This window comes from Paraburkholderia diazotrophica (assembly GCF_900108945.1).
GTDB lineage: Bacteria > Pseudomonadota > Gammaproteobacteria > Burkholderiales > Burkholderiaceae > Paraburkholderia > Paraburkholderia diazotrophica.
The window spans coordinates 1-26554 of the sequence record NZ_FNYE01000064.1 but is presented as its reverse complement, the minus strand read 5'-3'; the positions used below and the strand labels follow the sequence as shown (position 1 = coordinate 26554).

The following is a 26554-nucleotide window of genomic DNA, read 5'->3' as shown; positions in this document are numbered from 1 at the left end:
GTCCCCGGCAATCCATCCAGGCAAGGTAGAGCGAATCGGCAGGTAGAACCTCGATCTTCGACGTGAGGCTGTGGACCGCATTTCGGAAGTACGTGTGATTTTCACGCAGATACCGCAGTAACTCTTCGAGCCACGGCTCACCACGAGAATAAGCGGCTTCGGCGGCGACCATCCCCAGCGTGTTGACGGATGGGTACATGTTCCTGTCGAACTGCCGACGCAATTCGTCGCGAATGCAGCGATTGGGCACGAAAAGATTTGCGCTTTGAAGTCCCGGCAGGTTGAAGGTCTTGCTCGGCGCGGTGCAGGTGATGCTGTTCTCCGCAAACACTTTCCCGAGCGACGCAAATGGGATGTGTTTCTTGAATGGATTCACGATGAGATCCTGATGAATCTCGTCTGAAATCACGAGCACGCCATGCCGCAGGCAGATTTCCCCCATCGCCCGCAGTTCGCCTTCCGACCAGACGTTGCCCGTCGGATTGTGCGGATTGCTCAGAATGAAGAGTTTCGTGTTGTGCCTGATCGCTGCTTCGAACGTCTTTTCGTCAAAGCGATATACGGTTCCCGTGCGCTCGAGCGGCGCGCAGGTCAGTTGGCGCCCGTTCAGCAGAACATCGTCGTGGAAATGCGCGTACACGGGCGGCTGGATCAGGACCGAGTCACCCGGCGAAGAGAACGCCTGGATGGCTGTTTTCAACGCGGTGATGATGCCGCTGGATTGAAGCACCCACTCGCCCGGGACCTCCCAGCCAAAGCGCTTTGCCTGCCAGCCGGTTATTGCGCAGACGTAGCTCTCGGTCGCTCCGCGTGAATACCCGAATACACCGAACTCGACGGCCTCATGCAGTGCATCGATGACGACTTGCGGCGCCCTGAAATCCATATCCGCCACCCACATCGGCAGCGGATCGGCCGCGAATTCCCGTGCCGTCAGCAACTTCTCGCCGAACGCCCACTTGAGTGAATTGGAGTTTTTGCGGTCGATAACTTCATCAAAAATGGATCCGACTTTTCCGGCACCTGCGCCGCTTGCTGGCGTTTCACAATGGAGCTTCACGATGACTTCCGTTCGCGGTAGACGGCACGCCGGTGGCGTGACCTCGTATTGCAGCTAGAGTAGCAGCGCGAAATTCCGGGCAACAATGGTATGTTCTCATGGAGCAGTGAGCATAGCTCATGGATGCCCGCCTGCCTTGTGCACGAGGGAGCCTTCAGACGATGGGCACCACGAGGAATCGGGACACCATGTGCACGCGGCGATGGTTGCAACGGCTTCCCACCGTTTTCAATTTTCCAAAAATACCTTCAAGTACCTCGATCAGGTTGGCCGTCGACCACGACCTGCCGGTTCGACTGATGTAAGCCGTATCTGCGTGCGCTCGTGCCGACCTCCATGAAGGCGACGTCGATGCACCGATCATGGGAGCGGACGAGATCAGGAGGAGTCGACCGCATCGACTACACTGGAACCATTGACCCGCTGGGGAGACGGCCATGGAACTGCATTGGAAGATCTATCTGGAGCGGCAGGGAACGGGAGAGAGGGTCACTGTTTGCGCTGTGCGGCGACGGGTAGAAGGCGCAACCATTGCAGACTTCGGCTTATCCCTAGCGGAAGGTCGTCAACTTCTGGCCGCCCTGCAACAGCGCGTCGCACAAGATCAGATCCGCGCTTATGACGCGCTCCGCCGGCCCTGCAGGCACTGCGGCAGGTACCGCCGGATTAAGGATTGGCGTACCCGAATTTTTGCGACCGCCCTCGGTAAAGTAGCGGTGAAAGTCCCGACGGTGATTTCCTGCTTGTGCACACCCGAGCCATTGGACGACAACGATGACTCAACTCACCTACGATTTTCGGAATGTTCAGTTCAACCTCTGTTCCCTGCGCGCCGCACGCCTGAAGTCAAGTGTCTGTGTGCCAAATACGGATCGTCCGTCTCTTATACCTGCCGCGGCTTCGCCGCGACGTAGACTCTCCCGAGTCTCGTCCATGTTTTCTCATGGGGATTTTATGAAAGAGCAGCGGACTGTCGCATCCGCCTTATCGGCGGGATGCTCAAGATTCGACGACGCTAACCCTTGTGTCTTTGATTGCGATGCACAGGTCACGCGTCGAGTTTTTCCACCAGATCGGGCACAGCCTCAAAGAGGTCGCCGACAAGGCCGACGTCCGCAATCGAGAAAATCGGCGCTTCCGCGTCCTTGTTGATTGCGATAATGGTTTTCGAATCCTTCATGCCGGCAAGGTGCTGGATGGCGCCAGAGATACCCACAGCAATGTAGACGTCGGGAGCGACGATCTTTCCGGTCTGTCCAACCTGATAGTCGTTGGGCACGTAGCCAGCGTCGACGGCTGCACGAGAAGCCCCGAGCGCGGCCTGGAGTCTGTCGGCAAGAGGCTCCAGCACGGACTTGTACTGGTCGCTCGATCCCAGTCCGCGGCCACCCGACACGATGACCTTTGCAGCCGTCAGCTCCGGGCGCTCGAGTTTAGTCAGTTCGCGGCTGACGAGCGTCGAAATGCCCCTGTCGGGCACGGCCGCAAGGGCTTCGACGGGTGCCGCTGCCGCCGCTTCTGCGGCGCTCGCATCGAAGGCTGACAGACGAACCGTCAGAACCTTCACCGGGTCCAGCGACTGTACCGTCGCGATCGCGTTGCCCGCATAGACGGGACGCTCGAACGTGTCTGGGCTTATCACCGCAGTAATGTCCGAGATCTGTCCGACCGCCAGCTTCGCAGCGACGCGCGGAGCGATGTTCTTGCCATAGGCAGTCGCCGGAAAAACAAGATGCGAATACTGATTGCCGAGAGCGACTACGTTGGGTTCGATGGCTTCGGCCAACCCGTCTTTCAGATGTTCTGCGTCGGCGTGCCATACCTTCTCGACATCCTCGAGCCTTGCCGCTGCCGCTGCGACTTCAGTTGACCTGAAACCCGCGACGAGTACGTGAATCGGTTCACCAATTCGACGTGCTGCCATCAGAGTATGAAGCGTCGAAGCGTTGAGTTCGACGTTGTCGTGTTCCGCAATTACCAATGTCGTCATGACAGGACCTCAATTCAGCGTGACTTTGCTTTTGACCATCTGCGCCAGCGCATCGACATCCGGCACGATCACACCCGCCGCCCGTTTGGATGGCTCACTGACCTTCAACGTTTTTACGCGCGGTGCGATGTCGACGCCGAGTTCCGCTACGTCGACGACGTCGATCGGTTTCTTCTTTGCCTTCATGATGTTGGGCAGCGTTACGTAGCGCGGTTCATTGAGGCGCAGATCAGTCGTCACGACGGCAGGCAGCTTGATACTGACGGTCTCGGCACCACCATCGATCTCCCGGGCAACGAGCACCACACCGCCTTCCACCTGCACCCGCGATGCAAAGGTCGCTTGTGGAATCTCCGCGAGGGCGGCCAGCATCTGACCTGTCTGATTCGCATCGTCGTCGATAGCCTGCTTGCCGAGAATAATGAGATCCGGCTTCTCCCGCTCAAAGATCGCGCGCAGGATTCGCGCGACACCAAGCTGCTGGAGTTCGGTGTCGACCTTCACGTGGATGCCACGATCAGCGCCGATGGCCAGTGCCGTGCGCAAGGTTTCCTGACACTGCGTCGGACCAGCCGATATCGCAACGACTTCTGTCGTGTGACCCGCATCCTTGAGCCGCACGGCTTCTTCGACGGCAATTTCGTCGAACGGGTTCATCGAGAACTTGACGTTGGCCAGTTCGACACCCGTCTGATCGGCTTTCACGCGAACCTTTACGTTGAAGTCGACGACCCGCTTCACAGCAACCAATACTTTCATTTCCGAGTACCTCTGCCTGCTACGATTGAACTGATGAGACGGTGCCCGCTCGTGCTTCGTCATATGCGCGCTTGAGCCGCTTCACGCCTTCCACGATGTCTTCGACGCCCGGCGCTGCGAACGAGAGACGCAATTCTGACGTGTCGACCTTGTCAGCGAAGAATGCCTTTCCAGGTACGAAGATGACCCTGTTCGCGATCGCGCGCTTGAGCAGCCCGGATGCATCGACGCCCTCAACGCGCGCCCAGACGAACATGCCGCCCTCCGGCTGGTGAAACTGAATGGCATGACCCAATTGCTCATGCAGCGAGTTGCACAACGCGTCACTCTTGCGCTTGTACATCCTGGTTATACGCGGCAGATGCCGCTCTAGCGCGCCATCTGCCAGATACTGAGCGGCCGTTGCCTGCGTCCAGGGCGCGCTACAAAGGTCGACGGTCTGTTTGGCGATGACGCAGCGGCGCGTAATTTCCGCGTCAGCAATCGTCCAGCCCACACGCAGGCCAGGCGCAACGATTTTCGAAAGGCTTGCGAAGTGCACGACCCAGTCGCGCGAGTCTTCGACTTCATTCGTGAGCGCCAGAATCGAAGGGACAGTGTCCCCCGCAAATCGCAGATCGCCATAGGGATCGTCCTCGACGATAAGAAACCTGTACTTCACAGCCAGATTCAGCAACGCAATCCGACGCTCACGCGTAAGCGTTGCCCCCGTCGGATTGGCAAACGTCGGGACCGTGTAAATCAGCTTGGGACGCGCGACCGTGCCTGACGCAAGCAACGTCGCAAGCGCGTCGACATCGAGGCCGTTTTCGTCGACGGGCACGGTGACGATTCGGGCCTGTTGGAGCTTCATCGCCTGGAGCGTCGCTGGGTAGGCCGGCTGCTCTGTCATCACGACGTCGCCCGGCGCAACCATGATGCGCAGCAACAGGTCCAGGCCCTGCTGCGAGCCGGTCGTAACGAGAAGCTGGTCCAGCGCACATGTCACGCCGCGACGAGCCATCAACGCGAGCAGTTCTTTTTTCAGCTCGGGCAATCCGTCAGTCGGACCATATTGCAGACATTGGTTGGAAGCCTGAAATGCGCGTGCCTCAGCCGCGTCCAGACCCTCGACATCGAACAGGTCGCTGGCCGGATAGCCGCCCGCAAACGAAATCATTCCCGGCTCGCTCAGGTACTTGAACAATTCTCGGATCGGGGAACCGGAGGGACTCTGAAAAGGCGCGGTGAATTCGTACATGTCAGTGATGGCTGAGAGCCGGGCGATCGCGTCGTCCAGGCCGTCGATGCCTCGTGGGCATCAGTGGGTAATTTGAGCCTTGATTGTGGTCAGCCAATACTGATCCATCAAACGATATCTACGCACCACGTTATGATGTTTTCTCATCACCCGTGGCACAAAATACCCTGACAGCGAGGCTCTATGCGGGCCTGGAGACCCTGGAGACCGTCGGTATTTCCCGAACCACACTTTCGAATAAAAGTTGAATCGTTTCGCGAGCAGAAAGAAAAAGACCCGACATCGTCGGGCCGAAGCAAAGATACCAGGGAGATTGCCACCTTGGAACGGGGCGGCGCTACGTCACAACTACACGACGTTCTTTTCGACAATCGGACGGTTTTCCAGCACACGGCACCAGCTCAGAGACGACAGATCGAGCGTTGTGTAACTGCCTTTGAGGATCAGCTCGCTCACACCGCGCCCTGTTGCGGGGCCTTGCTGCAAACCGTGACCGCTATAGCCATTGGCGAACACGCAGTTGTCGATATCCGGGTGATAACCGATGATGGCGTTATGGTCGAATACGTTGTACTCGTAGTAGCCCGACCAGCAGTTCTCGACGCGCAGTGCTTCGAACTCCGGTACGCGGTTAGCCAGGGTCGGCCAGATGATTTCGTCGAAAATGCTGTGGTCGACTTCGTCCAGCGGCAGATCGTCCGGGTCATTGTCAACGCCAGGCGACGTTCCCGTGATATACGTCTTGCCTTCCGGGCGGAAGTACACGCCCGTGGGGTCAATCAGCAACGGCGCGTTGGCCAGGCGCGCAGGCGACGATACATTGAAGATGCTTCGACGGCGCGCATAGACAGGGATGTCGATCCCCATCATTTCCGATACCGTGCGCGTCCATGCGCCTGCAGCGTTGACGAGCGTATCGCACGCGTACCGTTCACCGTCGCCCGCAATCACATGAGTCACTTTCCGGCCGTCACGAACGAGTCCCGTCACATCCGCCGCGATGTAACGTGCACCGAGCGATTGCGCTTTCTTGCGCAAGGCCTGAACGAGGCCATAGCCGTCGAACCAGCCTTCACCGCTGACGCCGTATGCACCAGCGACGATGTCTTCGACGTTCAGCCACGGAAACCTTGCCTTCAGCGCGTCTTGCGACATCAGGTCGATATCCGCACCGAGGCTCTTCTGCAATGCGTGGTTCTCGCGCAACGTAGATTCACCCGCAGGCGTCGCGAGGAACAGGTAGCCGCCTTCGTGCAGCTCGATAGCGGGCCTGTTTCCGTCGACTTCGAGCAGGTCACCGATGTTGCGCAGGAATTCGATCCCATACAGCGACATCTGGATCGACAGCGGCGTCGAAAACTGCTGCCGGATAGAAGCGGCCGATAACGCCGACGACGATTTCGCATAGCTCGGGTCACGCTCGATGACCGTCACGGAAACCGTCGGGTCTGAAGCGCGCAAAAAGTAAGCGATAGAACTACCGATTACTCCGCCGCCAACGATAACGACTTGAGAACTCACGACTTGCTCCACGTTGCAATTATCTCAGGCGCTCCGTCAGGCGCCAGTAAAACGGAAGGCCGATACGTTCTTCTATAGAAGTTCGTACCGGCTGATATCGAAGGACGCCCGACTTTAATCGATGTTGAAGTCGATGCCTTGCGCGAGCGGCAGTGCCGACGAGAAGTTGACCGTGTTCGTCGCGCGGCGCATGTAAGCCTTCCAGGCATCGGAGCCCGACTCGCGGCCGCCACCCGTCTCCTTCTCACCGCCGAACGCACCACCGATTTCCGCGCCGCTCGGGCCGATGTTCACGTTCGCGATGCCGCAGTCGCTGCCTGACGCCGACAGGAAGCGCTCGCTTTCGCGCAGGTCCGTCGTGAAGACGCAGGACGACAGGCCGTGCACGGCCGCATTGTTTGCTTCGATCGCGTCATTGAAGTCGTTGTACTTCAGCACGTAGAGAATCGGCGCAAAGGTCTCTTTCAGCACGACTTCCGTCTGCGATGGCATTTCAACAATAGCCGGACGCACGTAGAAGCCCTTTTCTTTGCCAGCGACGGCATGGCGCTCGCCCCCGAACACCTTGCCGCCTTCGCGCTTTGCCTGCTCCAGTGCTGCCTGCATGCGATTGAACGACTGCTCGTCGATGAGCGGGCCCATCAACGTGCCATGTTCCAGCGGGTCGCCGATCGGGACCTTGCTGTACAGGGTCTTCAGACGCTCGACCGTTTTGTCGTAGACGCTTTCGTGAACGAAGAGACGCCGCAGGGTCGTGCAGCGTTGACCTGCCGTGCCGACTGCAGAGAACAGGATGCCGCGCAGCGCCAGTTCCATATCAGCCGTATGCGAAACGATGCCGGCGTTGTTGCCGCCCAGTTCCAGGATCGAGCGGCCAAAGCGGCGCGCAACTTCGATACCGACCGCACGGCCCATTTCCGTGCTCCCCGTCGCGCTTACGATATTCGAGCGCGGGTCGGACACCAGCTTCGCGCCGACGGCTCGTCCGCCATTGATGACGCTCGTCAGACCTTCGGGCGCATCGCCGAATTCCTTGAGTGCGTCCTGGAGGATTTTGTCGACAGCGAGCGCCGTCAGCGGTGTCTTCTCTGACGGCTTCCATATGACGGCATTGCCGCACACCAGTGCGAGCGCCGCGTTCCACGACCACACGGCCGCCGGGAAGTTGAACGCCGAAATGATTGTGCAAACGCCCATCGGGTGCCAAGTCTCGGCCATACGGTGACCCGGACGCTCCGACGCGATGGTCAGACCGTAAAGCTGGCGGGACAGGCCGACCGCGAAGTCGCAGATATCGATCATTTCCTGCACTTCGCCCAGACCTTCCTGAAAAATCTTGCCCGTTTCCAGTGTGATGATGCTGCCGAGCGCGCGCTTCTGTTCACGCAGCCTGTTGCCAAGCAGCCGTACCAGCTCGCCACGGCGCGGCGCAGGCACGCTACGCCAGATCTCGAAGGCACCCTGTGCTTTCGCCAGTGCCGCATCGACCTCCCCAACCGACCTGCTTGCAACACGGCCGATCAGTTCGCCGTTGATGGGCGAATGCACGGCGATGTCGCCAGCTTCCGCGAGGTGGGAAATGCCGAGTTCCGAGAGGATGGCCGATGCTTTCACTTGATACCCCTTCAAATTTTCGATACGAAATAACAGTACGTCAGGAAACCATGCACGCACGCCATTGGCTACAACACTCGCGCTCGCGTTTTAAGGTCTTTAACGCACGCAGCAGCTTCCTGGAGTTTGATGCCGTCAAATCAGTCTGTCTGCAAACACGGGGCGCATTTCGCATGAAAACAGCACGCCATCTCGCGTTCGATGCCGTTGCGGCAGCACGAATGCGGCCGGCCAGGCCGCACTGCTTCAATCAACGCCTGAATGAAACGTCAGTCCGCCGTCTTGGTCATCACGGGAGCCCAGGCCACATTCTTGACCTGATACATCGTCGAGCTTGGATTCTTGAGGTCACCCGTCTGCGTAAATGCAATCTTCCCGGTAATACCGTCGTAGTTCGTCGCCTTCAATGCAGCGTTGTATTCTGCCGGCTTCACTGAGTTGGCCTTCTCCATCGCCTTGATGGCAACCCAGGTGGCGTCGTAGGCAAATGGCGCATAGGCAAGCATGTCGACGCCGTACTTCTGCTTCAATTTCACTTCGAAGTCCTTGCCCTTCGGAAGCGTTCCGAGTGGTTGGCCGTACTCCCAGACCGACGCGCCATCAGCGGCGTCACCCGCAAGCTTGATGAAGTTCGCATCCATCACGCCGCCACCGGCCAGGAACTGCGCCTTCATCCCGAGTTGACGCATACGCTTGACGAGCATTGCCGCCTGCGCGTCCAGACCACCGAAGAAAACCAGATCCGGATTCGTGCCCTTGATATGCGTGAGCTGGGCGCTGAAGTCCACCGCCTTGTCGTTCGTAAACTCCCGCGCGACGATGGCCCCGCCTGCCGCCTTCGCTGCCTTTTCGAATTCGTCGGCCTCGCCCTGGCCGAAAGCGGTGCGATCGTCGATGATGGCGATGCGTTTGGCCTTCGTCACCGTTGCAGCGTACGTCCCCGCATTGCCGGCGTTCTGCGAATCCGTTGCGATGACGCGATAGACCGTGTTCAGTCCTGCCTGCGTGATGGTCGGGTTCGTCGCTGCGGGTGTAATCATCGGGATGCCCGCCTTTGCATAGACTTTCGACGCCGGCAACGTCGTGCCCGAATTGAAGTGCCCGATAACGACCGCGACGTTGTCATCCACGAGTTGCTGGGCGACCTGAACGCCGATCCTCGGGTCGCTCTGATCATCCTGCGATTCCACGACGAATTTGACCGGCTTGCCACCAATCGTCGGATGCCCGGCGTTGGCTTCGTCGACGGCCATGCGCACGCCGTTCTCGATATCTTTGCCGTACGCCGCGCCACTACCCGTAAGCGGGCTGGCGACGCCAACCTTGACCACCACCTCTTGTGCGCTAACGCCGCACGCAGCCAGCGTAAGTGCCATTGCGACAGCGAGCACGCGAGGGGAAGTGCGAAGACGGAAAATCATGGGGCATTCCTTTGATATCTGTAGTCGGGTTTAAGCGCACTTCGGCGACCAGAATGGCTCCAGCGCGCGTCTTACACTCACGTCCGAGTCGATGCCAAGGGCACCAGCGTGAAGGTGTGAGCGGATTGTGTGTAGCCGATAACTATGCATCAAACGATATCTATGCACGACCTGATGCGATTTTCTCATCAAGCCTTTACCGACAATGCTTCGAGACCCATAAAGCAGTCGCTCCGTCATGTCAGTAGATACCCGAGGGGCGGCATTTCTGAACGGTTGATCACCCGAGAAGACACCAGTATTGGATCGATGCACGGCATCGGTCCGGCCGATATACGCTCGAAGCGTTATCTAACTGTGCTTCGCTCGCATATCATTTGCTTTGGTATCCTATAAATGTGCGCTGGCGTGTCGTTCTCTATGGTACGCATTGCGCGTTTCAACTACGAAACTGGACTGCTCGCGCGATTGCCGCCGTTCCACATCGAGTTTCACCTTTCCGCGACCTGTCATGGAAATATGTTTCAGTCTATCGAGATCGCTCAACGCGCACGGCCTGCGATGCCCGTTTCATGTGCGGTGGCATCCCCGCGCCGGCATACATGCAATAATCGCCGAAACCGCGCCTGAAAAAGGCGGCGACGAGCGCTGGGTAGGTCATTCCCGCTGAAACCGTGTTCTCGAAATCCCGTCGAGCCGGGCGTTCAAGGTTATGCGTCAGGCACATTAACTCTTGAGTCGCTTGTCGCTCTTCCTTTCACGGAGCCTGACTGGATGACGCTTCGTCAAGCCTTCTGGCACGGGAGTGCGCCGTTCGGACGCGCGCTTGCGCAACAGATGTTCGCGGTGCCTGAATATCAATGGACCTTGTCCGAAGTGGCACAGGCAGTCGGAACCGACACCGCACATTGCAGATGCGCCTGTTTCGCGAGGCGTACAGTTTCGCCTCCTCGCTAAAACGCTGCCGCATGCTCCATCTCTTTCTCTCGGCCTTGTCCGAAGAAATTCCTCCTCCAGATCTTTCGCCGTCTGTCCGGAACCCCTCAAAGACTGGATTCGATGTTCAAGGCCGCGTTCCAGACAAGGCTGACGACGATCGAACAATGCCGTCTTCCAACGCTCACCGAACGTTCAAAGAAACCGCACCGGGAACGAGTTTCAGATGCGAAACGCGCCCGACGTCGTATCGATCAAAAGCCGTTGAATGTGCGGAGCTTCGCGAACAGGCCGCTATTGCCGCGACGTTGTGTTTGGAAACACAGGCATCACCCAGGCACCCGCAATTGAACAGCCGTCACGAAGGCGAAAAGTTTCTGTTCTTGTTGAGCGGCAGCGTCTGGCTGTATTCTGAGCTATATGCGTCGACACATCTGGAAGCGGGCGACAGCATCTATTTCGACAGCAGGACCGTCACGCAGCGGTATCGACGAGCGAAGAGGATGCGGAGGTCCTCTGGCTCATCAACGACCACTACGACGCGCCACGTTACGACACCGACGTCAGGTCGCCCGTGACGCGCGATCGAGCCGCCGACTGAATCGACGACACATTCTCGAGTGCTTTCAATGCAAGCTGGGCGATGTGCAATGGCGTCTTCCCTGCCCCTTGCTCGATCTGCTCGCGACAGCTGAATCCATTCGTCACGATGAAGGCATTGGATGGCACCTTGCGCACCAGCGGCAACAACCCGTCTTCCGCGATTTTCATCGACAGGTCGTAGTGTCCAGCGTCGAATCCGAATGAACCCGCCATCCCGCAACATCCCGCATCGAGCAGCTTCCAGGTCACGCCAAGCTTGTCCAGGAGCATCGTCTCGCCCTTCATCCCGAACAGCGACTTTTGATGACAGTGACCGTGCACGACCACTTCAGCGTCGAGTTGCGGCCAGTCGAAATCCGCGCTAGCGACGAAGTCCGGGAAGAGGAATGTCTGCTCGGATAGCTTTCTCGCCATCACGTCATCGGGCAACTGCTTCAGCAGTTCGTCCTTGAAGACGGAGAGACAGCCCGGCTCGAGTCCAACGACAGGTACGCCTGCCCGGACGTCGTCTGCGAGTTCATCGACCGCGCTGCGAAGCAAGGCTTTCGCTTCGTCAAGAAGCCCGTAGTCGTACAGCGGTCGCCCGCAGCAAAGCCGCTTGCGGGGGAGCACAACCTGATAGCCGATCCTGGTCAATACATCTAATGCGGCCGTAGCGATTTCCGGCGAAAAATGATCGTTGAAGGTGTCAACCCACAGAATGACCTTGTTTGCTGGCTTCGAAGCGGCTTGCCCGTTTCTCAATCCGCGCCGGTTCGCCAGCGCCCTGAAAGTCCTTGGCGCAAAGACAGGCAGATTGCGCCGCGGCGCGACGCCAGCGAACCATTTGCTGAGACGAGCCAAGGGCGGGGTCGACACCAAAAAGTTCACAAGCCACGGAAAACGACTCGCCACCGGTGCCCATTGTCCGATCCTTCCCATGAACATCGCCTGCCTCGGCAGGCGATGGCTTTCGTAGTAGTGTGAAAAAAACTCTGCCTTGTACGACGCCATGTCCGTGTGCGTCGGGCAATCCGACTTGCAGCCCTTGCAGGCCAGACAGGCGTCCAGTGCTTCCTTCACTTCATGGCTGTTCCAGCCATTCGTGATGACTTCGCCCTGAAGCATTTCCCAGAACAGATGAGCACGCCCACGCGTCGAGTACTTCTCTTCTCTCGTGGCCCGGAAGCTCGGGCACATCGTGCCGCCTTCGAGTGACCGGCATTTGCCCATCCCGATGCAGCGCTCGACTGCGCGTTGCATGCCGTCGCCTTCAGGGCTCGCGAACGTGAGTCGGGTAGTCAGCTTGACCGGCTTGTAGGACGGCCCCATGCGCAGATTTTCATCCGCACGATAGGCGTTCACAACCTTGCCCGGATTCAACCGGTTTGCCGGGTCCCAGATGGCCTTGAAAGCTTCCATCGCCTGGATGATTTCGGGGCCGTACATGATGGGCAGAAACTCTGCCTTCGCCTGACCGTCCCCGTGTTCGCCCGAGAGCGAACCGCCGAAATCGACCACCAGTTGCGCCGCCTCGCGCAGGAAGCCTCGCCACGCCAGCACGCCTTCAGCGGTACGGACGTCGAACGTGATACGGGCGTGAACGCAGCCGTCGCCGAAGTGGCCGTAGAGACACGTCTCGTAACCATAGCGGTCGACGAGTGCCTGAAACTGGCGCAGATAATCACCGAGACGCAGCGGATCGACAGCCGCATCTTCCCAGCCAACCATCGGGTCAGGCTTTGAAGGATCGATTGATAGCGATACAGCAGAGGCGCCCGTCTCACGGATCGACCAGATCTTCTGCTGCTTCGCTTTATCTTCGACGACGAAGCCGGTGACACCAGCACCGCCCTCGCCCGCCGCAAACCAGGCGTGCGCATCGTTGGCCCGCTGGATAGCGTCGGCAACGGTGTCGGCGCCGAATTCCAGCACGACCCACGCATCGCCAGCGGGCAGCAATGCTATTTCCTCGGCCTTCAACCCGCGCGCCTGCAGTCCCCGGATGATGCCGCGATCCAGACCTTCGATCGCTATCGGCGAAAAGCGGTTGAAATGAGGAACCGCATCGGCGGCCGTATAGATGTCGCAAAAGCCGAGGACAAGCAGCACGCGGCATGACGGGCTGTGGACAAGGCGGACCTTTGCCTGAAGTGTAACGGCACAGGTGCCTTCCGTTCCAACCAGCGCACGCGCGACGTTGAAGCCGTTCTCCGGCAGCAGCTGGTCCAAATTGAAGCCCGACACGCGCCGCCTGATTTGCGGGAACTCGTCCCGAATGTGGTCCGCGTAACGATCCCGCAGATCGCGCAGCTTGCGGTAGATCTCGCCGCGACGACCGCCTTGCGCGATGATGTCTACGAGTTCGGCGTCGGTGGTCGGCCCGACCCAGAAGCGGGCGCCATCGTACGTGACGATTTCGAGCGCCTCGACGTTTTCGACGGTCTTGCCCGCCATGACGCTATGCGCGCCGCACGAGTTGTTGGCAATCATGCCGCCAAGCGTGCAGCGGCTGTGCGTCGCCGGGTCCGGCGCAAACGTGAGACCGTGCTTTTCCGCAGCGTCGCGCAATGTATCGCACACGACGCCCGGCTCGACGATTGCCGTTCTGCTTTCCGGATCGACTGAAACGACCCGGTTCACACACTTGCTTGCGTCGGCCACCACCGCCACGTTCACGCACTGCCCGTTCTGCGACGTGCCACCGCCGCGGGTCAGAAACGGAACGTCCTTGCGACGGCACGCGCCCAGTGCTGCAACGAGATCATTGACGTCGGCGGGCACGACAACGCCTAGCGGTATCTGCCGATAGTTCGACGCATCGGAAGCATAGAGGGCCTTTGAACTGGAATCGAAGCGGACTTCACCTCGAATCGACCTCCGAAGCTCCGCTTCGAGTTCCTGAAGCAGACTCTTGCTTGCCTGAAACGGTGTGGCGGCTTTCACGTTACTTCGCTGCGTTGGCGGTCATCTTGAAGATTCCCGTGGCGTTGCCGGCGTCGAAGCGCAGATCGGTCTGCCAGCGGCGCTCGTTTTGATCGAACGTGCGCTTGCGCGTAATGAATTCATAGAACGAGCCCGGCACTTCACGCGTCACGGTCCTGCCGTTGGCGGACCTGAACTCACGCCTGACCGTATCGGCACGGTACGCCGTCTGGAAAACGCGGCCCGAACGCGAACGCTCGACTTCGGGCTTCATGGGCCGGCCTTTCGCCTTCTCGGCATCCGACAATGCGAACACATCGTCCACGCGGTCCGTTGCATGATTGAAAGCATTGCCTTCGGTCGAAATCCATGCCATCTCAGCGGATTCCAGCAGCAGCGCTTCATAGTCTGCTTCGCTAGGAATGTCGTGCTGACGGGCAAATGCGCCAACGATGACGGGCAGCAATTCCTGAGCCGCCTCGAATGGCAGCGAGCCGTCGCGTTCAAGATCCGACAGTTGCGAAATAGCGGCCGGCGTCAACGGGTCCTTCGACGATTTCACGACGTTGGTGACGGCCGTTTGAAATTCCTTCGAAAAGCGCTCGGGGTGAAGTTCGCTGACGAAGAACTGTGCGATTTCGTCTGGCGCGTCTTCGTGCGCGTAGGCGCGGCCCGTCATGCCGAGCTTGTCCAACGGGTAGCGACCGTTCAGCCTGAAACCCAGCGGACGCAGGATTCGGGTGAAAGCACCTTCGCCCGGAGGCAGCGCTCCGTTATGCGGCCAGCGGACAGTACGAAGCGCCCCATGGTCGAAGTACACCGAGCCACCGCTGGCGATGGCGTCATTCGTGTACGTGCGTCCGTTCGGCGAGCGCAGTAGCAGGTCCTCGAAAAGCGCCATGTTCATGGCTTGCGCCAGTTCGGCACGCGTGACGGTACCGTCCTCCCAGTCCTGCAGGACAGCTGGGGCATTCAGCGTCGAGAACAGGAATTCAGTCTTTTCGTGGCCGAGCAGCTTCGTCAACAGACGTTCTACGTTCGCATTGCGCATCGCTTATCTCTCAGAGCAGACCGCCGCGAAGGCGGGAATGGGTCATCCTTCTGCCTTCCGGTTGAAGGCGATCCTGACGTGATTCGCATTATTGGAACCCTTGCGCACCGCGTAAAGCGATATTAAATTGTCACGTGATGAGTTTTTGGAACGAAGATGCGCAAGTTCAAGATTCCGAACATGGGTGCGCTGATGGCCTTTGAAGCCGCAGCGCGGCACGAGAGCTTCACGCATGCGGCCAGGGAGCTGTTTCTGACTGAGAGCGCGGTGTCGCGGCAGATAGCGACGCTGGAATCGAATCTCGGCGTGCGCCTCTTCGTTCGGGCGAAGCAGCGCGTGGTTCTTACCCGGGCCGGACGGCTCTACGGCACGCAGGTACGTCGGGCGCTGGAGAATCTGGACCGCGATACGCTTTCGATCATTGCACACGGCAGCGGCGGCGGCTATCTCGAACTTGCCGTGCTTCCGACATTCGCCTCGCACTGGCTGATTCCCCGCCTGAAGGACTTCAACGATCGAACGCCCGACGTGCGGGTCAACATGGGTGTGCAGACGGGCATGTTCGACTTCGAGGAATCGCACTTCGAGGCAGCCATCCACTACGGCAAACCCACCTGGCCCGGCACGTCCGCGGATTATCTGTTCGGAGAGGAAGTCGTTCCAATCTGCGCGCCGTCGCTGCTGTCCAGACCGATAAAAAAAGCACACGAGTTGCTCAACTATCCGCTCCTTCACTCCACGACTCGCCCCGACGCATGGACGCGCTGGTTTTTTGACTTGGGTGTCGAGAACAATTCGACGATGCAAGGCGTGCGCTACGAGTTGCACACGATGCTGATCGCCGCTGCAGCAGCGGGACTGGGCATCGCACTGGTTCCGAAATTTTTTGTCGATGGGCACCTGAAACAACAGGGCCTTGTCATCCCATTCGAAGTGGCCTCGGCGGTTGATTCAGCCTACTACCTCGTTTATCCGACTGAACTCAGCCATGGCAAGCCGCTAGAGCTTTTCAGAGCGTGGCTCCTGGAACAGGCCAGCGCGTACAATGCGATCCCGAACGAGGCGTGACAGGCTGGATACCGTGAATTGGACATTCAGCGCAGTCGGCTTCTTGCAAGAATACAGTCCGCTGAAGCGGCATGAGTGGCGGGTCTTGCCTTTGATCGCGCCTCCCGACTTCTGCATCGTTGGTCAGCATCGAGGAGCCACCAAAAGCGCGATGAAAAATTCGCCCGAAACGCACTCCCACGCGAGCGCGGCTTAGCGGTCGCATCGTCACGTCACGTCTACACGTCTATCTTCGTCGGCGAAGAGGCTCAACAAGGTCAACGAGCGCCGGTTAGGCAAACGCACGCGGAGACATCGCGTTACCGTCCTTAATGCATCGCACAAGCTCATCATCGCCTGTGCATCAAGCTTTGGGGCTTCCATTTAGCGCGGGCTTACAAGGCTCAGGTTGGTCAGAAGTCAGTGTCAGCACCAACCGGAAACAGAACCACGCAAGACGACCTCAATATCTGTGGCACTAGGGCGAATGCCCCACCAGCTTGTGCGCGATTGTGCTCCGACGGCGATTGCCAGCCAAGAGTCTGGCGGTCCCACTGCTTAAAAGATCTCGGGGCCGTCGAGGACACGGAGCTCGCCCGTTGACCGTCGAATGTTGCGGACATCACACGATCCCGAATTGCGATGCTTCTAACTTCTTGCGTCCCATGCCTTCCAATGGACCAAACATGGGATGGGATTGCAACCCCGGTCGCCATTGTTCTTCCGCGCGGCTTGATCGGCAATAGAATTGCTTTAACAAGTGCGATGCCCTGCACCGGCGCCTCATACGTTCGCTCAGCCCCCCTCCCTTATCGTTGACCGGACGTTCGTCGCCGAACGAGTTCGCCAAGCGCGACATCAGCCAAGCCAATTCCGACCGATTTGAACAGACGGATTCCACTCGCAACCGGCTGCCTTTCTTTCGAGAGGAGTTGACCTAGCTCCGTCAAGCTTGGCGGAGGTCGGCGCGTGTTGGGGGCCGTGCTACGCAAGCGCATCTTTGTGAAATCAATCAGGCGACAACCGGTGCGACTTCGTTTCGTTATCGGTGCATGCCGTGCATGCAATGATCTACCTGCTGCGATAGAAGCTAGATTCCGGACCATCATACTGCGCGTCACTGAAAGCAGCGAAAAAGATGCGTCCGCCAGTGAGGCGACATTGACGGTGCGGGCGCGTGATCGTTGCACTACATCATCGAGCGGATACTTATCCGCCTCCAATCCCAATGAGAATAATTCGTCCCATAGGGATGCGCATTCCTGCGCGACGCACGCACGACTATATGCGTCACGGCACGACCTCGTCGATGACGCGCCCGACCAAGGAGAACGGCATGCCGTCCTGGGTCGGGAAGATCACTGTTCATCTATACTGTGGCGCTTAATTGACCACCTCACCACGGAAGCGGACCCGCTGCGTTGGAGAAAGTGCCGGTCGGCCCATCTGCGTCCAGGAGAGCGAGGCGAACGGGTTCCCGTGCCGCATCCTCAACCGATCCAGCTCCGGGGGCATAGTTGCTCAAATCCGTTGCGGTGAACCCCGGACAGACTGCATTGACCTTGATGCTGGTTCCCTCCAGCTCGATGGCGAACGCCTGCGTCACTGCGTTGAGTGCGGTTTTCGATGCCTGATAGACCCCGACGTACTGTCGCGAGTAATCCGACGGGTTGTCCTTGAGCGTGAGGGAGCCACCTGCGCTCGAAACGTTGACGATGCGGCCCGCCGGTGCTTTTCGAAGAAGTGGCAGCATCGCCTGGGTGACGGCGACGACCCCGAACACATTGGTCTCAAACACGACCCGCATATCGTTGACTGATACACGGCTCACCTTATCCCCATCTCTCATTTGTTCGACAGACGTCCCCGGCTTGATCGGACGTGAGATCCCCGCGTTGTTGACCAGCACATCGAGACGTCCCAGCGTGTGCTCGATCTGCCTCGCCGCGGCGGCAATCGACGCCTGATCCGTCACATCGAGCTGGATGGCCTGGGCGTCTGCTCCAACGCTTTTCGCTGCCGTCACACCCAGGTCCAGCTTGCGTGCGCCGACCAGTACCTTGAAGCCTTTCGATGCCAGATCTTTCGCGACCTGAAGGCCGATTCCCTTGTTTGCACCGGTAACGAGTGCCACGGGTGTGTTATGCATGTTTGCTCCGTTCAAAAATGATGGGCGAGCGCGATTCGCTTACGTTAGAATTGCAAACGGAACGACGCTCCGTTTACGGACTATACGGAACATTGTTCCGTTTATCAAGAGGGAAATGAATTGAGCAGCAAGACAACCACGAAGGCCCGCGAAAGTGCACCGCGTTCGGTGCGCGCCGACGCGCAACGCAACATCGACACGTTGCTGCGAACGGCACTGGCTGTTTTCGAATCCTCCGGAATTGATGCCCCGGTGCGCGAGATTGCCCAAAAGGCCGGAGTAGGTATCGGCACAATCTATCGCCACTTCCCGCAGCGTTCCGACCTTGTGGTGGCCGCGCTATGCAGCGAAGTGGATGCATGCGCGGATGAGGGTGTTGAACTTGCCGCCACGCTTGGCGCGGGGGAGGCATTGGCGGGATGGATAGATACCTATGTTGGTTTCGTGACGAGGAGGCGTGGACTTGCCGCCGCCCTGAATTCCGGCGACCCCGCCTTTAAGGCCTTGCCTTCATATTTCCTGGAGCGACTCCGTCCGGTCGTTCAGAGTCTCCTCGATGCGGCGATCGCTTCGGGCGACATTCGCAGAGGGATACAGCCCGACGAGCTCCTGTGCGCGGTGGCTGCCCTCTGTGCTCCACTCGAATGCCCCGATCCTCCCGACGCTCGCAGGCTGGTGGCCCTGTTCGTCGATGGGCTCCGGTATGGTGCAGTCCCACCGGCACTCAACTCACGACTGAAATGAGGCTACATGCAAAACGGCTGACGAATTTTTGACGGAATCGGCTTGCTTGCGCCGCAAGCGCCGTCGACCGTTGCGGCTCGTCTACTTATGAGGCCATACACATGTGGCCTGGCGGCGCGACGACAAAGCGTCTGACGCCGACGCAGTCAGATGTCCCGTCAGCGCAGGCGCTGCTGATATTCGGGTTAGGAAACGGATCTCGTTGCGATCGACATGCATGCCGTTGGCTGGTTGATTTTTCGCAACGTCAGGGCAGCGATGAACGCGAGGAGCCCACCAGCAGCGAGTGACATATACGCCCACCCCCACTGATGCGTCCAATCGAGCGTTGCTCCGAATGTCATGGGCGCAAGCGCTCCAGCGCCGAACCCGAGAATCGATCTGACGCCCATCACGCGGCCGAGATAAGCTGCCGGCACTTCGTCCGTCATGGCCGCTGAAAGTACGCCCGAATCGGCAAGAATGAAAAAGCTGCCGATGGCCACCAGCGCGATCACCCAGCCGGCGCCCCACTGCGCGGACCAGCCGATCAGCATCGAGCACAAGGCGCCCATTGCACCAACGTACACCAGCACGCGTGACCGGCCCCATCGGTCCGACAACGCGCCGACGACTCCCGTGGCGATCATCCCCGACAGGTGCACCGTGCCGCCTACAATCAGGCTCGTGGTCATTGCGCCAAGCCCGGACGGTTGAAGTGCAGTCGCCAACAGCGTCGGAGTCCACGCCCAGCTACCCAGCAACTCCCAACAATGGGCAATATAACCGACCAGAAGACACAAAGACGTGGGACCGAAAATGCTGCCCCAGCGCATTGGCTCCGCAGACGCCGCGTTACGCTCATGTCGTCGGTTCTCGACGTCTTTAAGGCTGAACTGGCCAACGATCGCGCCGGCCAGGGCGCCGATGGCGCACAGAGCAAACGCCGTCGACGGGCCACATGACTTCGCCACCCACATCGAGAGAACGACAGAAAGGAGGTAGCCGAATGAACCGGCCGCCAGAACCTGTCCCATCACGCGCCCGCGTTCTGCCGGCGAGCTCAGGTCCGCGACGAGCAGCAGCGCAGGCGTGTAAGCGCCGCCTTGCGTGAGCCCCACGAAGACGATCAGGATTCCCGCGGCGTGTGGGGACCTTGCGAAGATAGCGAATACGACAAGGGCGGCAGCGCCTGCCCATGTACAGACGAGATACATACGCCTGGCGCCCAGGCTATCGGAGAGCCAGGAAGCAACCAGAAGCGCAATGGCGTTGGAGAGATTGAACGCGGTCTGGATCGCGCCGGCAGTCGTTGCATCCATGTGCCAGACTGGACGCAGTACGGGCAATGCACCCGCAAATGCCATCGTGCCCATGCAGGTACCCGCACGGCCGATGCATAAAAGCAATTGACGATTCATATGGACCTCGCCGGGGTCGAGCGCCCCGGTCGTAAAAACGCGACGTGCAGCAGATGGAGAAAAAGAAAGGCAGGGCGGTTATTGATTGTTGAAAACGAAGCACGCGTGGCCCACGTGCCTCGTGGCTGAAATCACTCAGGCGTCTTTGCCTGGTGCCGCCTTCAGGTAGCCATCGCGTGTCTGCGGCAGCTTCATGCCGAGGAGTGTGGCCGCGACCTGTGTGCGCAGAATCTGCGCTGTACCGCCTGCAATGGTGAACATCCGGGCATCACGGACGTGACGCTCCATCGCATTGTGGCGCCCGTAGCCAGATGAGCCGTAGAACTGCAATGCGTCGTTGGTGACCTTGTTGGCGGTCTCAGCCGCAAAAATCTTCGCCCGTGCCGCCTTGTCGATATCCGGAAAATCCGTGCCGCTGCATGCCGCAGAACGCAACAGTAATCGAGCGGCCTCCAGTTGAGTTGACATGTCGGCCAGCATCCACTGCAGTCCCTGAAACTCGGCAATGGGTCGACCGAACTGCTGTCGCGATTTAAGATACGCCATACCTTCCTCAAAGGCACCCTGTGCGATGCCCAGGGCGACCGTTCCAGCACCGACCCGCTGCGCGTTGTAGGCTGTCATCAGCGCCGCGAAACCTCGCTTCAGTCCGCCGGGCGGTATCACGAGCATCGACTTGTGCACCCTGAGGTCGCGGAACTCGAGGTGGGTTTCAGGGATGCCGCGCACACCCATCGCGTAAAGCCTCCGGCCGACCACAAGCCCGGCCGGTGCGTTGCCATCCCGCACGCAGATGAATGCACCGATGCCTTGCTCCACGCCATCGTCGAACACACGCGCGAAGATGAGATGCAGTCTTGAAACGCCGCCGCCGGTGATCCAGTACTTCTCGCCGTTGAGGATGTAGTCATCACCCTTCCTGTCGGCACGCGTGGTCATTTCGCTGGCAGCGCTGCCAGCGTTGGGTTCAGAGATGCAGATCGCGGGTTTGTCCCCCGACAGAACCAGTTCTGCGGCCAACTTCAGTTGTTCGGGCGTCCCATACCTGGCGATAGCGCCGATTGCGCCCATGTTGGCCTCGACGGTGATGCGGCCCATGGTGGCGCACGCCTTGGCCATTTCCTCAATAACGATCACGGTGTCCAGGTAAGACAAACCACGCCCACCCAGGCTCCTTGGCAATGTCATGCCCATGAACCCCGCGTCGCGCAGTGCTGTGACGTTGTCCCATGGATACTCCTCCATGAGGTCCGTATTGGTGGCGGTCGGGGCAAATACCGTTTGCGCGAGCTCCCGCGCCTGGGCCTGCAGAGTCAACTGCCCGGCGGTCAGGTCGTACATGGCGTCTCCTGTAGCGATTGATTTGTTCCAAGCCAATCCGTCAGTACTTCGGCAGCATGCTCGTTCAACCGTGGCGGCGGTCGCCTGTAGCTCGGGGGCGTAGCCGACATCCTCAGCGGATTTGCCAGAAGACGAAGCTCCCCATCCATCGCCCACTCACAGGGCATGTGCAACTCGGCACCGCGAGCTTTGACGTGTGGATCGGCAAATACGTCTTCCAGATTGTTCACAGGCCCGCACGGGACCCCGACTGCCTCCAGCTGCTGCAGCCATGTCGCGCGATGCCGTGTTCGCAAGGTGTTATCGACCAGTTCGCACAGTGCTGCCCGATTACGAATTCGCATCGAGTTCGTCGCGAAGCGTTCGTCGGACGCGAGTTCGTTGATCCCGGCGACGTCGCAGAACCGCCCAAACTGTGCATCGTTGCCAACGGCAAGGATCATCGGTGCATCCGCCGTTGAGAACACCTGGTATGGAACGATGTTGGGGTGGCCGTTGCCCAGGCGGGCCGGTAGCTGACGATCAGCCAGATAATTCGTTCCTGCATTGACGAGCCAGGAAATCTGCGTATCGAGCAGGGAAATGTCGATGTGCTGCCCTTTGCCCGTTCGCTCCCGATGCTGGAGGGCCGCGAGGATGCCGACGGCGGCATACATGCCAGTCATGACGTCCGCGATCCCAACACCAGCCTTCATCGGTTCACCGTCCGGCACCCCGGTGAGGCTCATGATGCCGCCCATGCCCTGGATCAGAAAGTCATAGCCGGGTCGGCTGGCGTAGGGGCCCGTCTGCCCAAACCCTGTGACCGAGCAGTAGACCAGCCTCGGATATCGATCCCTGATCTGCTCGTACGCCAGGCCGTATCTGGCAAGGCCGCCCACCTTGTAGTTCTCGACCAGCACATCGGCGTGTGCAATCAGTTGATGCACAAGTTGGCGACCCGCGGCCGATCCGATGTCGATAGCAATCGATCGCTTGTTCCTGTTGGCCGCGAGATAATAGGCGCTCTCTTCCGTTTCCTCGCCCGACTTCCCGCGTACGTACGGTGGGCCCCATTTGCGCGTATCGTCACCTTCGTCAGGTTTCTCAACCTTGACCACATCAGCGCCAAGGTCACCAAGCAGCTGGGTCGCACTTGGGCCCGCCAGGATGCGGGAGAGATCGAGGACTTTGATGCCCGCCAGTGCTGTCATCTGTCCAGATTTCATGCCATATTTCCGTCGGAGTAGTTCACCGCGCGGCTGTGCGCAGGATGCGCCAGCAACATCGGCCTAAGTGGAGGGTTGGTTACATCCATGACCTTTCGGCTCTAGCGCCGCGCGTGGCTCCCGCGCATTGACTTCCGCGCCGTACCTGCGCTCAGGTATCAAACTGACCGAAAGCCTCCATCGCTCTCGCGGAATAGACAAACGCGGCGCCCGCATTAAGGGCAATGGCGGTTCCAAGCGCCTCCGCAACCTCCTGTTTCGTTGCGCCCGCTCTTTGCGCTGCTGCAGCATGCGACGCGATACAACCCTCACATCGTGTGGTGACTGCCACGGCCAGTGCGATGAGCTCACGTGTCTTGAGGTCTAGCGCTTTGCTCTCATTCAACGACTCGTTAAGGCCAAAGAATGCCTTGCCCACCGGCGTGTTCGTTTTCAGCAGATTTGCCCCGGCAGCACGTTGATTCGAAAGCAGTTCAGCCCAGTCATTGATCATCTTCGTCTCCTGTTGACTTCAGCGTCGCAAACACCCTGCAAAATGGCACTCAACGTTGCGCGAGCGCCTCCGCTATTCGCGCAATCGCGAGGTCCACCGTCTGGCGGGGGCAGCCGAGATTCGCGCGCATGAAGCCGTGACCTTCAACGCCAAACTTCGGGCCCTTGTCAAGCCACACACGGCCCTTGACGAGCATGAAATCTTCGAGCTCATCCGGTGTCATTCCTAGCGCGCGGCAGTCGATCCACGCCAGGTAGAGCGATTCCATGTCGATTACCCTCAGACCAGCATCGAGCGCGTTGATGCGCTCGGCGAAGTGCTGCTGGTTCCGGGCGATGTAGGTCACCAGCTCGTCTACCCAGCCTGCGCCATGCGTGAAGGCGGCTTCGGTAGCCACCATCCCGAGCAGGTTGATGCGGGTGTTGTGGTTCCTCTCGATCGTGCGGATCACCTCGTCCCGCTTGACCTTATCGGCGATGAACATGTTGCCGCATTGCAGTCCGGCCAGATTAAACGTCTTGCTCGCCGACGTGCAGGTGATGCTGTTGTGAGCAAACCGTCGATCCAGTGAGGCAAACGGTGTGTGCTTCCTTCCGGCACCGTACACAAAGTCGCAATGAATTTCGTCGGCGATCACGAGCACGCCGTGGTTCATGCAGATTTCGCCCATGGTGCGCAGTTCCTCTTCTGTCCATACATTGCCCGTCGGGTTGTGCGGGTTGGACAGAATGAAGATCCTGGTGTTGTCTCGAATCGCGTTTTCGAACACCTGGGCGTCAAAGCGATAACGTCGCCCATCGAAATGCAGTGGTGCCGCGGTGATGTGGCGACCATTGATGAGCACATCGTGATGAAAGTGCACATAGACCGGCGGCTGGATCAGAACCGAATCGCCAGGCTGTGAAAACGCCTGCATGATAGTTTTAAGCGCCGCAATGACGCTGGCGACCGGAACCACCCATCCAGGAGGCACATCCCAGCCGAAGCGCTTTTGCTGCCACCCGATCACGGCTTCGACGTAACCTTTCGTCATGCCCGCCGGGTACCCATAAATGCCGTGCGAAACGGCTTCGTGCAGCGCGTCGATCACCGCCGGCGGAGACATGAAATCCATGTCCGCCACCCACATGGGCAATGGCCTGGCCTGTGCCTGAACATCCGTCATGGCGCCGGCCGGGTTCCCCCACTTGAGTGAATTGCTACGGCTGCGGTCCACCACGGTGTCGAAATCAAACCAGGTTGCGCCGGCCGCCAGCGCACTTCGATTCTGAGTCATTGCTCTTTGCCTCTTTCTGTCTTGCGTAGATTGCGAAAGCCGCGTCGGGGGCAACTTCAGTAACCCAGCGCCTTGAGTACGGGCGACAGGCACACGATCACGCCAAACGCAAACACGTACCAAACTCTGGAGGATACGTATCTCCGAAGGGCCGGCACCTTGTAAGCCAGAACGCACGGGATGATGAACGACGCAATACCATAGATGGGCGATGCCAACTGTTGCAGCAACAGGATGGAGAAGCGCGTCTGTACCCAGAACCAGAGCCCGAGCACAATAGACACGCAAACGCCGGCGGATACGAGGCGTGCATTGACGCGTTCCTGCGGAGCGAAGCGCGTCAGGACGTTCATGACCATGCCTTTGATTGCTTCCTCGAAGCCCAGGTAGATCCCAAGGAAGGCGGTTAATATTGCGAACACATTCAGGGCCGCAGTCATGTACAGCACACCATCTCCATGGATGACGCTGCCAGCCAGTGCGAGTGCCGAGATGTTCTGCACCTTGGCTGAGAGCGCTTGCTCGTGCGAGAGCGCCAACGCAAACGACGTGGCAAAGAACAGGACCGCGACAGCCAGGATGGCGAACGCAATGCGGTTGGCGCGAATGGCGCGATACGTAGCGACGCGCGAGTCCTTCTCCACCTTTCTGAAAGCGATGTTCATGGGGCTGAGGATCTGCACGAAGAGGATGGAGAACAAGGTGAACGGCACCGTGAGAATGGTGTCGATCACGAACCGTTTGAACTCCGGCAGCGACGGCAGGTTCGCGCGGACATCCCAATGGGGAATCATCACCACGCCCAACAACACGACCACGCCGAGCTTGAAAAGCACCAGCGGACCGGACACCCTGAAGATCAGCTTCTCGCCCTGCGCGGCGACCAGGACCAGCAGGCACAGAATGGCCAGCGCGAAGAACGGACTGTCCGAGAGCAGCCCTGTGGTCACGCCGAAGCTCTGCAGGTACTTCGCCGCATCGAAGGTCACCGCCATGGAATAGGTCAGCATGCCTTTGAGCAGCATGAAGAAGTACACAATCGCCAGAAAGATGCCCCAGTTCTTTCCGAGGTACTGGGTAATGATTCCCGCGTAATGCTCGCATTCCGTGCTGCCTGAAAGCGTCTGCAGATATAGCGTCTGCATCATGTACAGCGCGGGATACGACAGCGCCACCGACGCAGCAAACACCCAGACGCCGGTGATACCAACCTGAAGCGGCAGAAAAACGATGCCGGCGCCGATTGCCATTCCGATGCAGAGGATGACCCATCCAAGATCGTATCGGGTGAACGGCACCTTGCCGACAAATCCGGCGGACACGTCCAGCTCAGCGGAAGTACTCAATCTCGTCTCCTGTAGTTAATTGTGCGTGGCGCCGGCGGGCCTTAAGTAGCTCTTATGTTTTCGACGCTGGATCATCCTTTGCTTTGCCGTCGGATCATCCTTAGGGCAACGCTGAACAAGCCGTTGTTTTCATCCATTCGGGCGCAAACAGAGGCAGATTGATCGTGAGAGAAGCTTTCCGCTTGTTTTTTCCTGCCCACCAGGGCGTTGCGTACGGGCCTTCGGCCCGCATTTCGCCCATTACGGGCGGACCTGTGCCATCAATCGTCTGCGCGAGAGATAGACGTTGGTCAACGCCAGCGCGACGAAGGCGCGATTGGCGTTCTTCGCCAGACCGCGATAGCGCACCTTCGTGAAGCCCCACAGGCGCTTGACCACAGCAAACACGTGCTCAACCCGAGCACGGATCTTCGATTTGTTGCGATTCTTGCCGCGCGCTACCTCGTCCACT

The 26554-nt window shown here is 59.2% G+C and carries 19 protein-coding genes and 1 pseudogene; 3 read left to right on the top strand and 17 right to left on the bottom strand.

Annotated features, from left to right (window positions below; translation table 11 throughout):
* From BMW76_RS38245 to BMW76_RS38215, 7 genes are all read right to left on the bottom strand, one after another.
* On the bottom strand, nt 1-1060 hold a 1060-nt coding region (locus BMW76_RS38245; RefSeq protein ID WP_090873913.1), incomplete at its 3' end, for a MalY/PatB family protein.
* A 1048-nt stretch (nt 1061-2108) separates the two neighbouring features.
* Nucleotides 2109-3050 (bottom strand): electron transfer flavoprotein subunit alpha/FixB family protein, encoded by a 942-nt coding sequence (locus BMW76_RS38240; protein ID WP_090873912.1) that lies wholly within the window; start codon nt 3048-3050, stop codon nt 2109-2111.
* Between the two features lie 9 nt (nt 3051-3059).
* Nucleotides 3060-3809 carry an electron transfer flavoprotein subunit beta/FixA family protein gene (locus BMW76_RS38235; protein ID WP_090873911.1) on the bottom strand — a complete coding sequence of 250 codons (750 nt, stop codon included), beginning with the start codon at nt 3807-3809 and terminating at the stop codon, nt 3060-3062.
* 19 nt (nt 3810-3828) lie between these two features.
* The gene (locus tag BMW76_RS38230; protein WP_090873910.1) at nt 3829-5049 is read right to left on the bottom strand and encodes an aminotransferase-like domain-containing protein; all 1221 of its coding nucleotides are present in this window, start codon (nt 5047-5049) and stop codon (nt 3829-3831) included.
* A 348-nt stretch (nt 5050-5397) separates the two neighbouring features.
* Nucleotides 5398-6570 carry an NAD(P)/FAD-dependent oxidoreductase gene (locus BMW76_RS38225; RefSeq protein ID WP_090873915.1) on the bottom strand — a complete coding sequence of 391 codons (1173 nt, stop codon included), beginning with the start codon at nt 6568-6570 and terminating at the stop codon, nt 5398-5400.
* A gap of 114 nt (nt 6571-6684) precedes the next feature.
* Nucleotides 6685-8184, bottom strand: coding sequence for an L-piperidine-6-carboxylate dehydrogenase (amaB, locus tag BMW76_RS38220; RefSeq protein WP_090873909.1), 1500 nt, complete (start codon nt 8182-8184; stop codon nt 6685-6687).
* Between the two features lie 269 nt (nt 8185-8453).
* Nucleotides 8454-9605 carry a branched-chain amino acid ABC transporter substrate-binding protein gene (locus BMW76_RS38215; protein WP_090873908.1) on the bottom strand — a complete coding sequence of 384 codons (1152 nt, stop codon included), beginning with the start codon at nt 9603-9605 and terminating at the stop codon, nt 8454-8456.
* A gap of 1292 nt (nt 9606-10897) precedes the next feature.
* Between BMW76_RS38215 and BMW76_RS42345 the strand changes: the two are divergent.
* A pseudogene (locus BMW76_RS42345) lies at nt 10898-11142 on the top strand (cupin domain-containing protein); the annotation flags it as partial.
* Here the strand turns inward: BMW76_RS42345 and BMW76_RS38205 are convergent.
* Nucleotides 11091-14069 carry an FAD-binding and (Fe-S)-binding domain-containing protein gene (locus tag BMW76_RS38205; RefSeq protein WP_090873907.1) on the bottom strand — a complete coding sequence of 993 codons (2979 nt, stop codon included), beginning with the start codon at nt 14067-14069 and terminating at the stop codon, nt 11091-11093. The pseudogene BMW76_RS42345 and the gene BMW76_RS38205 overlap by 52 nt on opposite strands.
* A gap of 1 nt (nt 14070) precedes the next feature.
* On the bottom strand, nt 14071-15099 hold the full coding sequence (locus BMW76_RS38200) for a DUF1338 domain-containing protein (protein ID WP_090873906.1): 1029 nt from the start codon (nt 15097-15099) through the stop codon (nt 14071-14073).
* A gap of 156 nt (nt 15100-15255) precedes the next feature.
* On the opposite strand from BMW76_RS38200, the gene BMW76_RS38195 reads away from it, so the two are divergent.
* The gene (locus BMW76_RS38195; protein ID WP_090873905.1) at nt 15256-16167 is read left to right on the top strand and encodes a LysR substrate-binding domain-containing protein; all 912 of its coding nucleotides are present in this window, start codon (nt 15256-15258) and stop codon (nt 16165-16167) included.
* Between the two features lie 1375 nt (nt 16168-17542).
* Here the strand turns inward: BMW76_RS38195 and BMW76_RS38190 are convergent.
* Nucleotides 17543-18295, bottom strand: coding sequence for an SDR family oxidoreductase (locus tag BMW76_RS38190; RefSeq protein ID WP_090873904.1), 753 nt, complete (start codon nt 18293-18295; stop codon nt 17543-17545).
* A gap of 120 nt (nt 18296-18415) precedes the next feature.
* Here BMW76_RS38190 and BMW76_RS38185 point away from each other — a divergent pair, with 120 nt between their 5' ends.
* Entirely contained in the window at nt 18416-19039 is a 624-nt protein-coding gene (locus BMW76_RS38185) for a TetR/AcrR family transcriptional regulator (RefSeq protein WP_015004419.1), read from the top strand.
* A gap of 185 nt (nt 19040-19224) precedes the next feature.
* Here the strand turns inward: BMW76_RS38185 and BMW76_RS38180 are convergent, their stop codons facing one another.
* The 7 genes from BMW76_RS38180 to BMW76_RS38150 all read right to left on the bottom strand — a co-directional run.
* Complete coding sequence (locus BMW76_RS38180; RefSeq protein ID WP_090873903.1) at nt 19225-20439, bottom strand: MFS transporter; 1215 nt, start codon at nt 20437-20439, stop codon at nt 19225-19227.
* A 135-nt stretch (nt 20440-20574) separates the two neighbouring features.
* Nucleotides 20575-21780, bottom strand: coding sequence for a 3-sulfinopropanoyl-CoA desulfinase (gene acdA, locus BMW76_RS38175; protein ID WP_090873902.1), 1206 nt, complete (start codon nt 21778-21780; stop codon nt 20575-20577).
* Entirely contained in the window at nt 21768-22988 is a 1221-nt protein-coding gene (locus tag BMW76_RS38170; RefSeq protein WP_015004422.1) for a CaiB/BaiF CoA transferase family protein, read from the bottom strand. The genes acdA and BMW76_RS38170 overlap by 13 nt, the downstream gene beginning before the upstream one ends.
* A 151-nt stretch (nt 22989-23139) precedes the next feature.
* The gene (locus tag BMW76_RS38165) at nt 23140-23481 is read right to left on the bottom strand and encodes a carboxymuconolactone decarboxylase family protein (protein WP_015004423.1); all 342 of its coding nucleotides are present in this window, start codon (nt 23479-23481) and stop codon (nt 23140-23142) included.
* 49 nt (nt 23482-23530) lie between these two features.
* Nucleotides 23531-24757, bottom strand: coding sequence for a MalY/PatB family protein (locus BMW76_RS38160; protein ID WP_090873901.1), 1227 nt, complete (start codon nt 24755-24757; stop codon nt 23531-23533).
* Between the two features lie 56 nt (nt 24758-24813).
* Nucleotides 24814-26103: an SLC5/6 family protein gene (locus BMW76_RS38155; RefSeq protein ID WP_245763563.1), complete on the bottom strand. Its 1290-nt coding sequence runs from the start codon at nt 26101-26103 to the stop codon at nt 24814-24816.
* Between the two features lie 240 nt (nt 26104-26343).
* On the bottom strand, nt 26344-26554 hold a 211-nt coding region (locus BMW76_RS38150), incomplete at its 5' end, for a transposase (protein ID WP_143062439.1).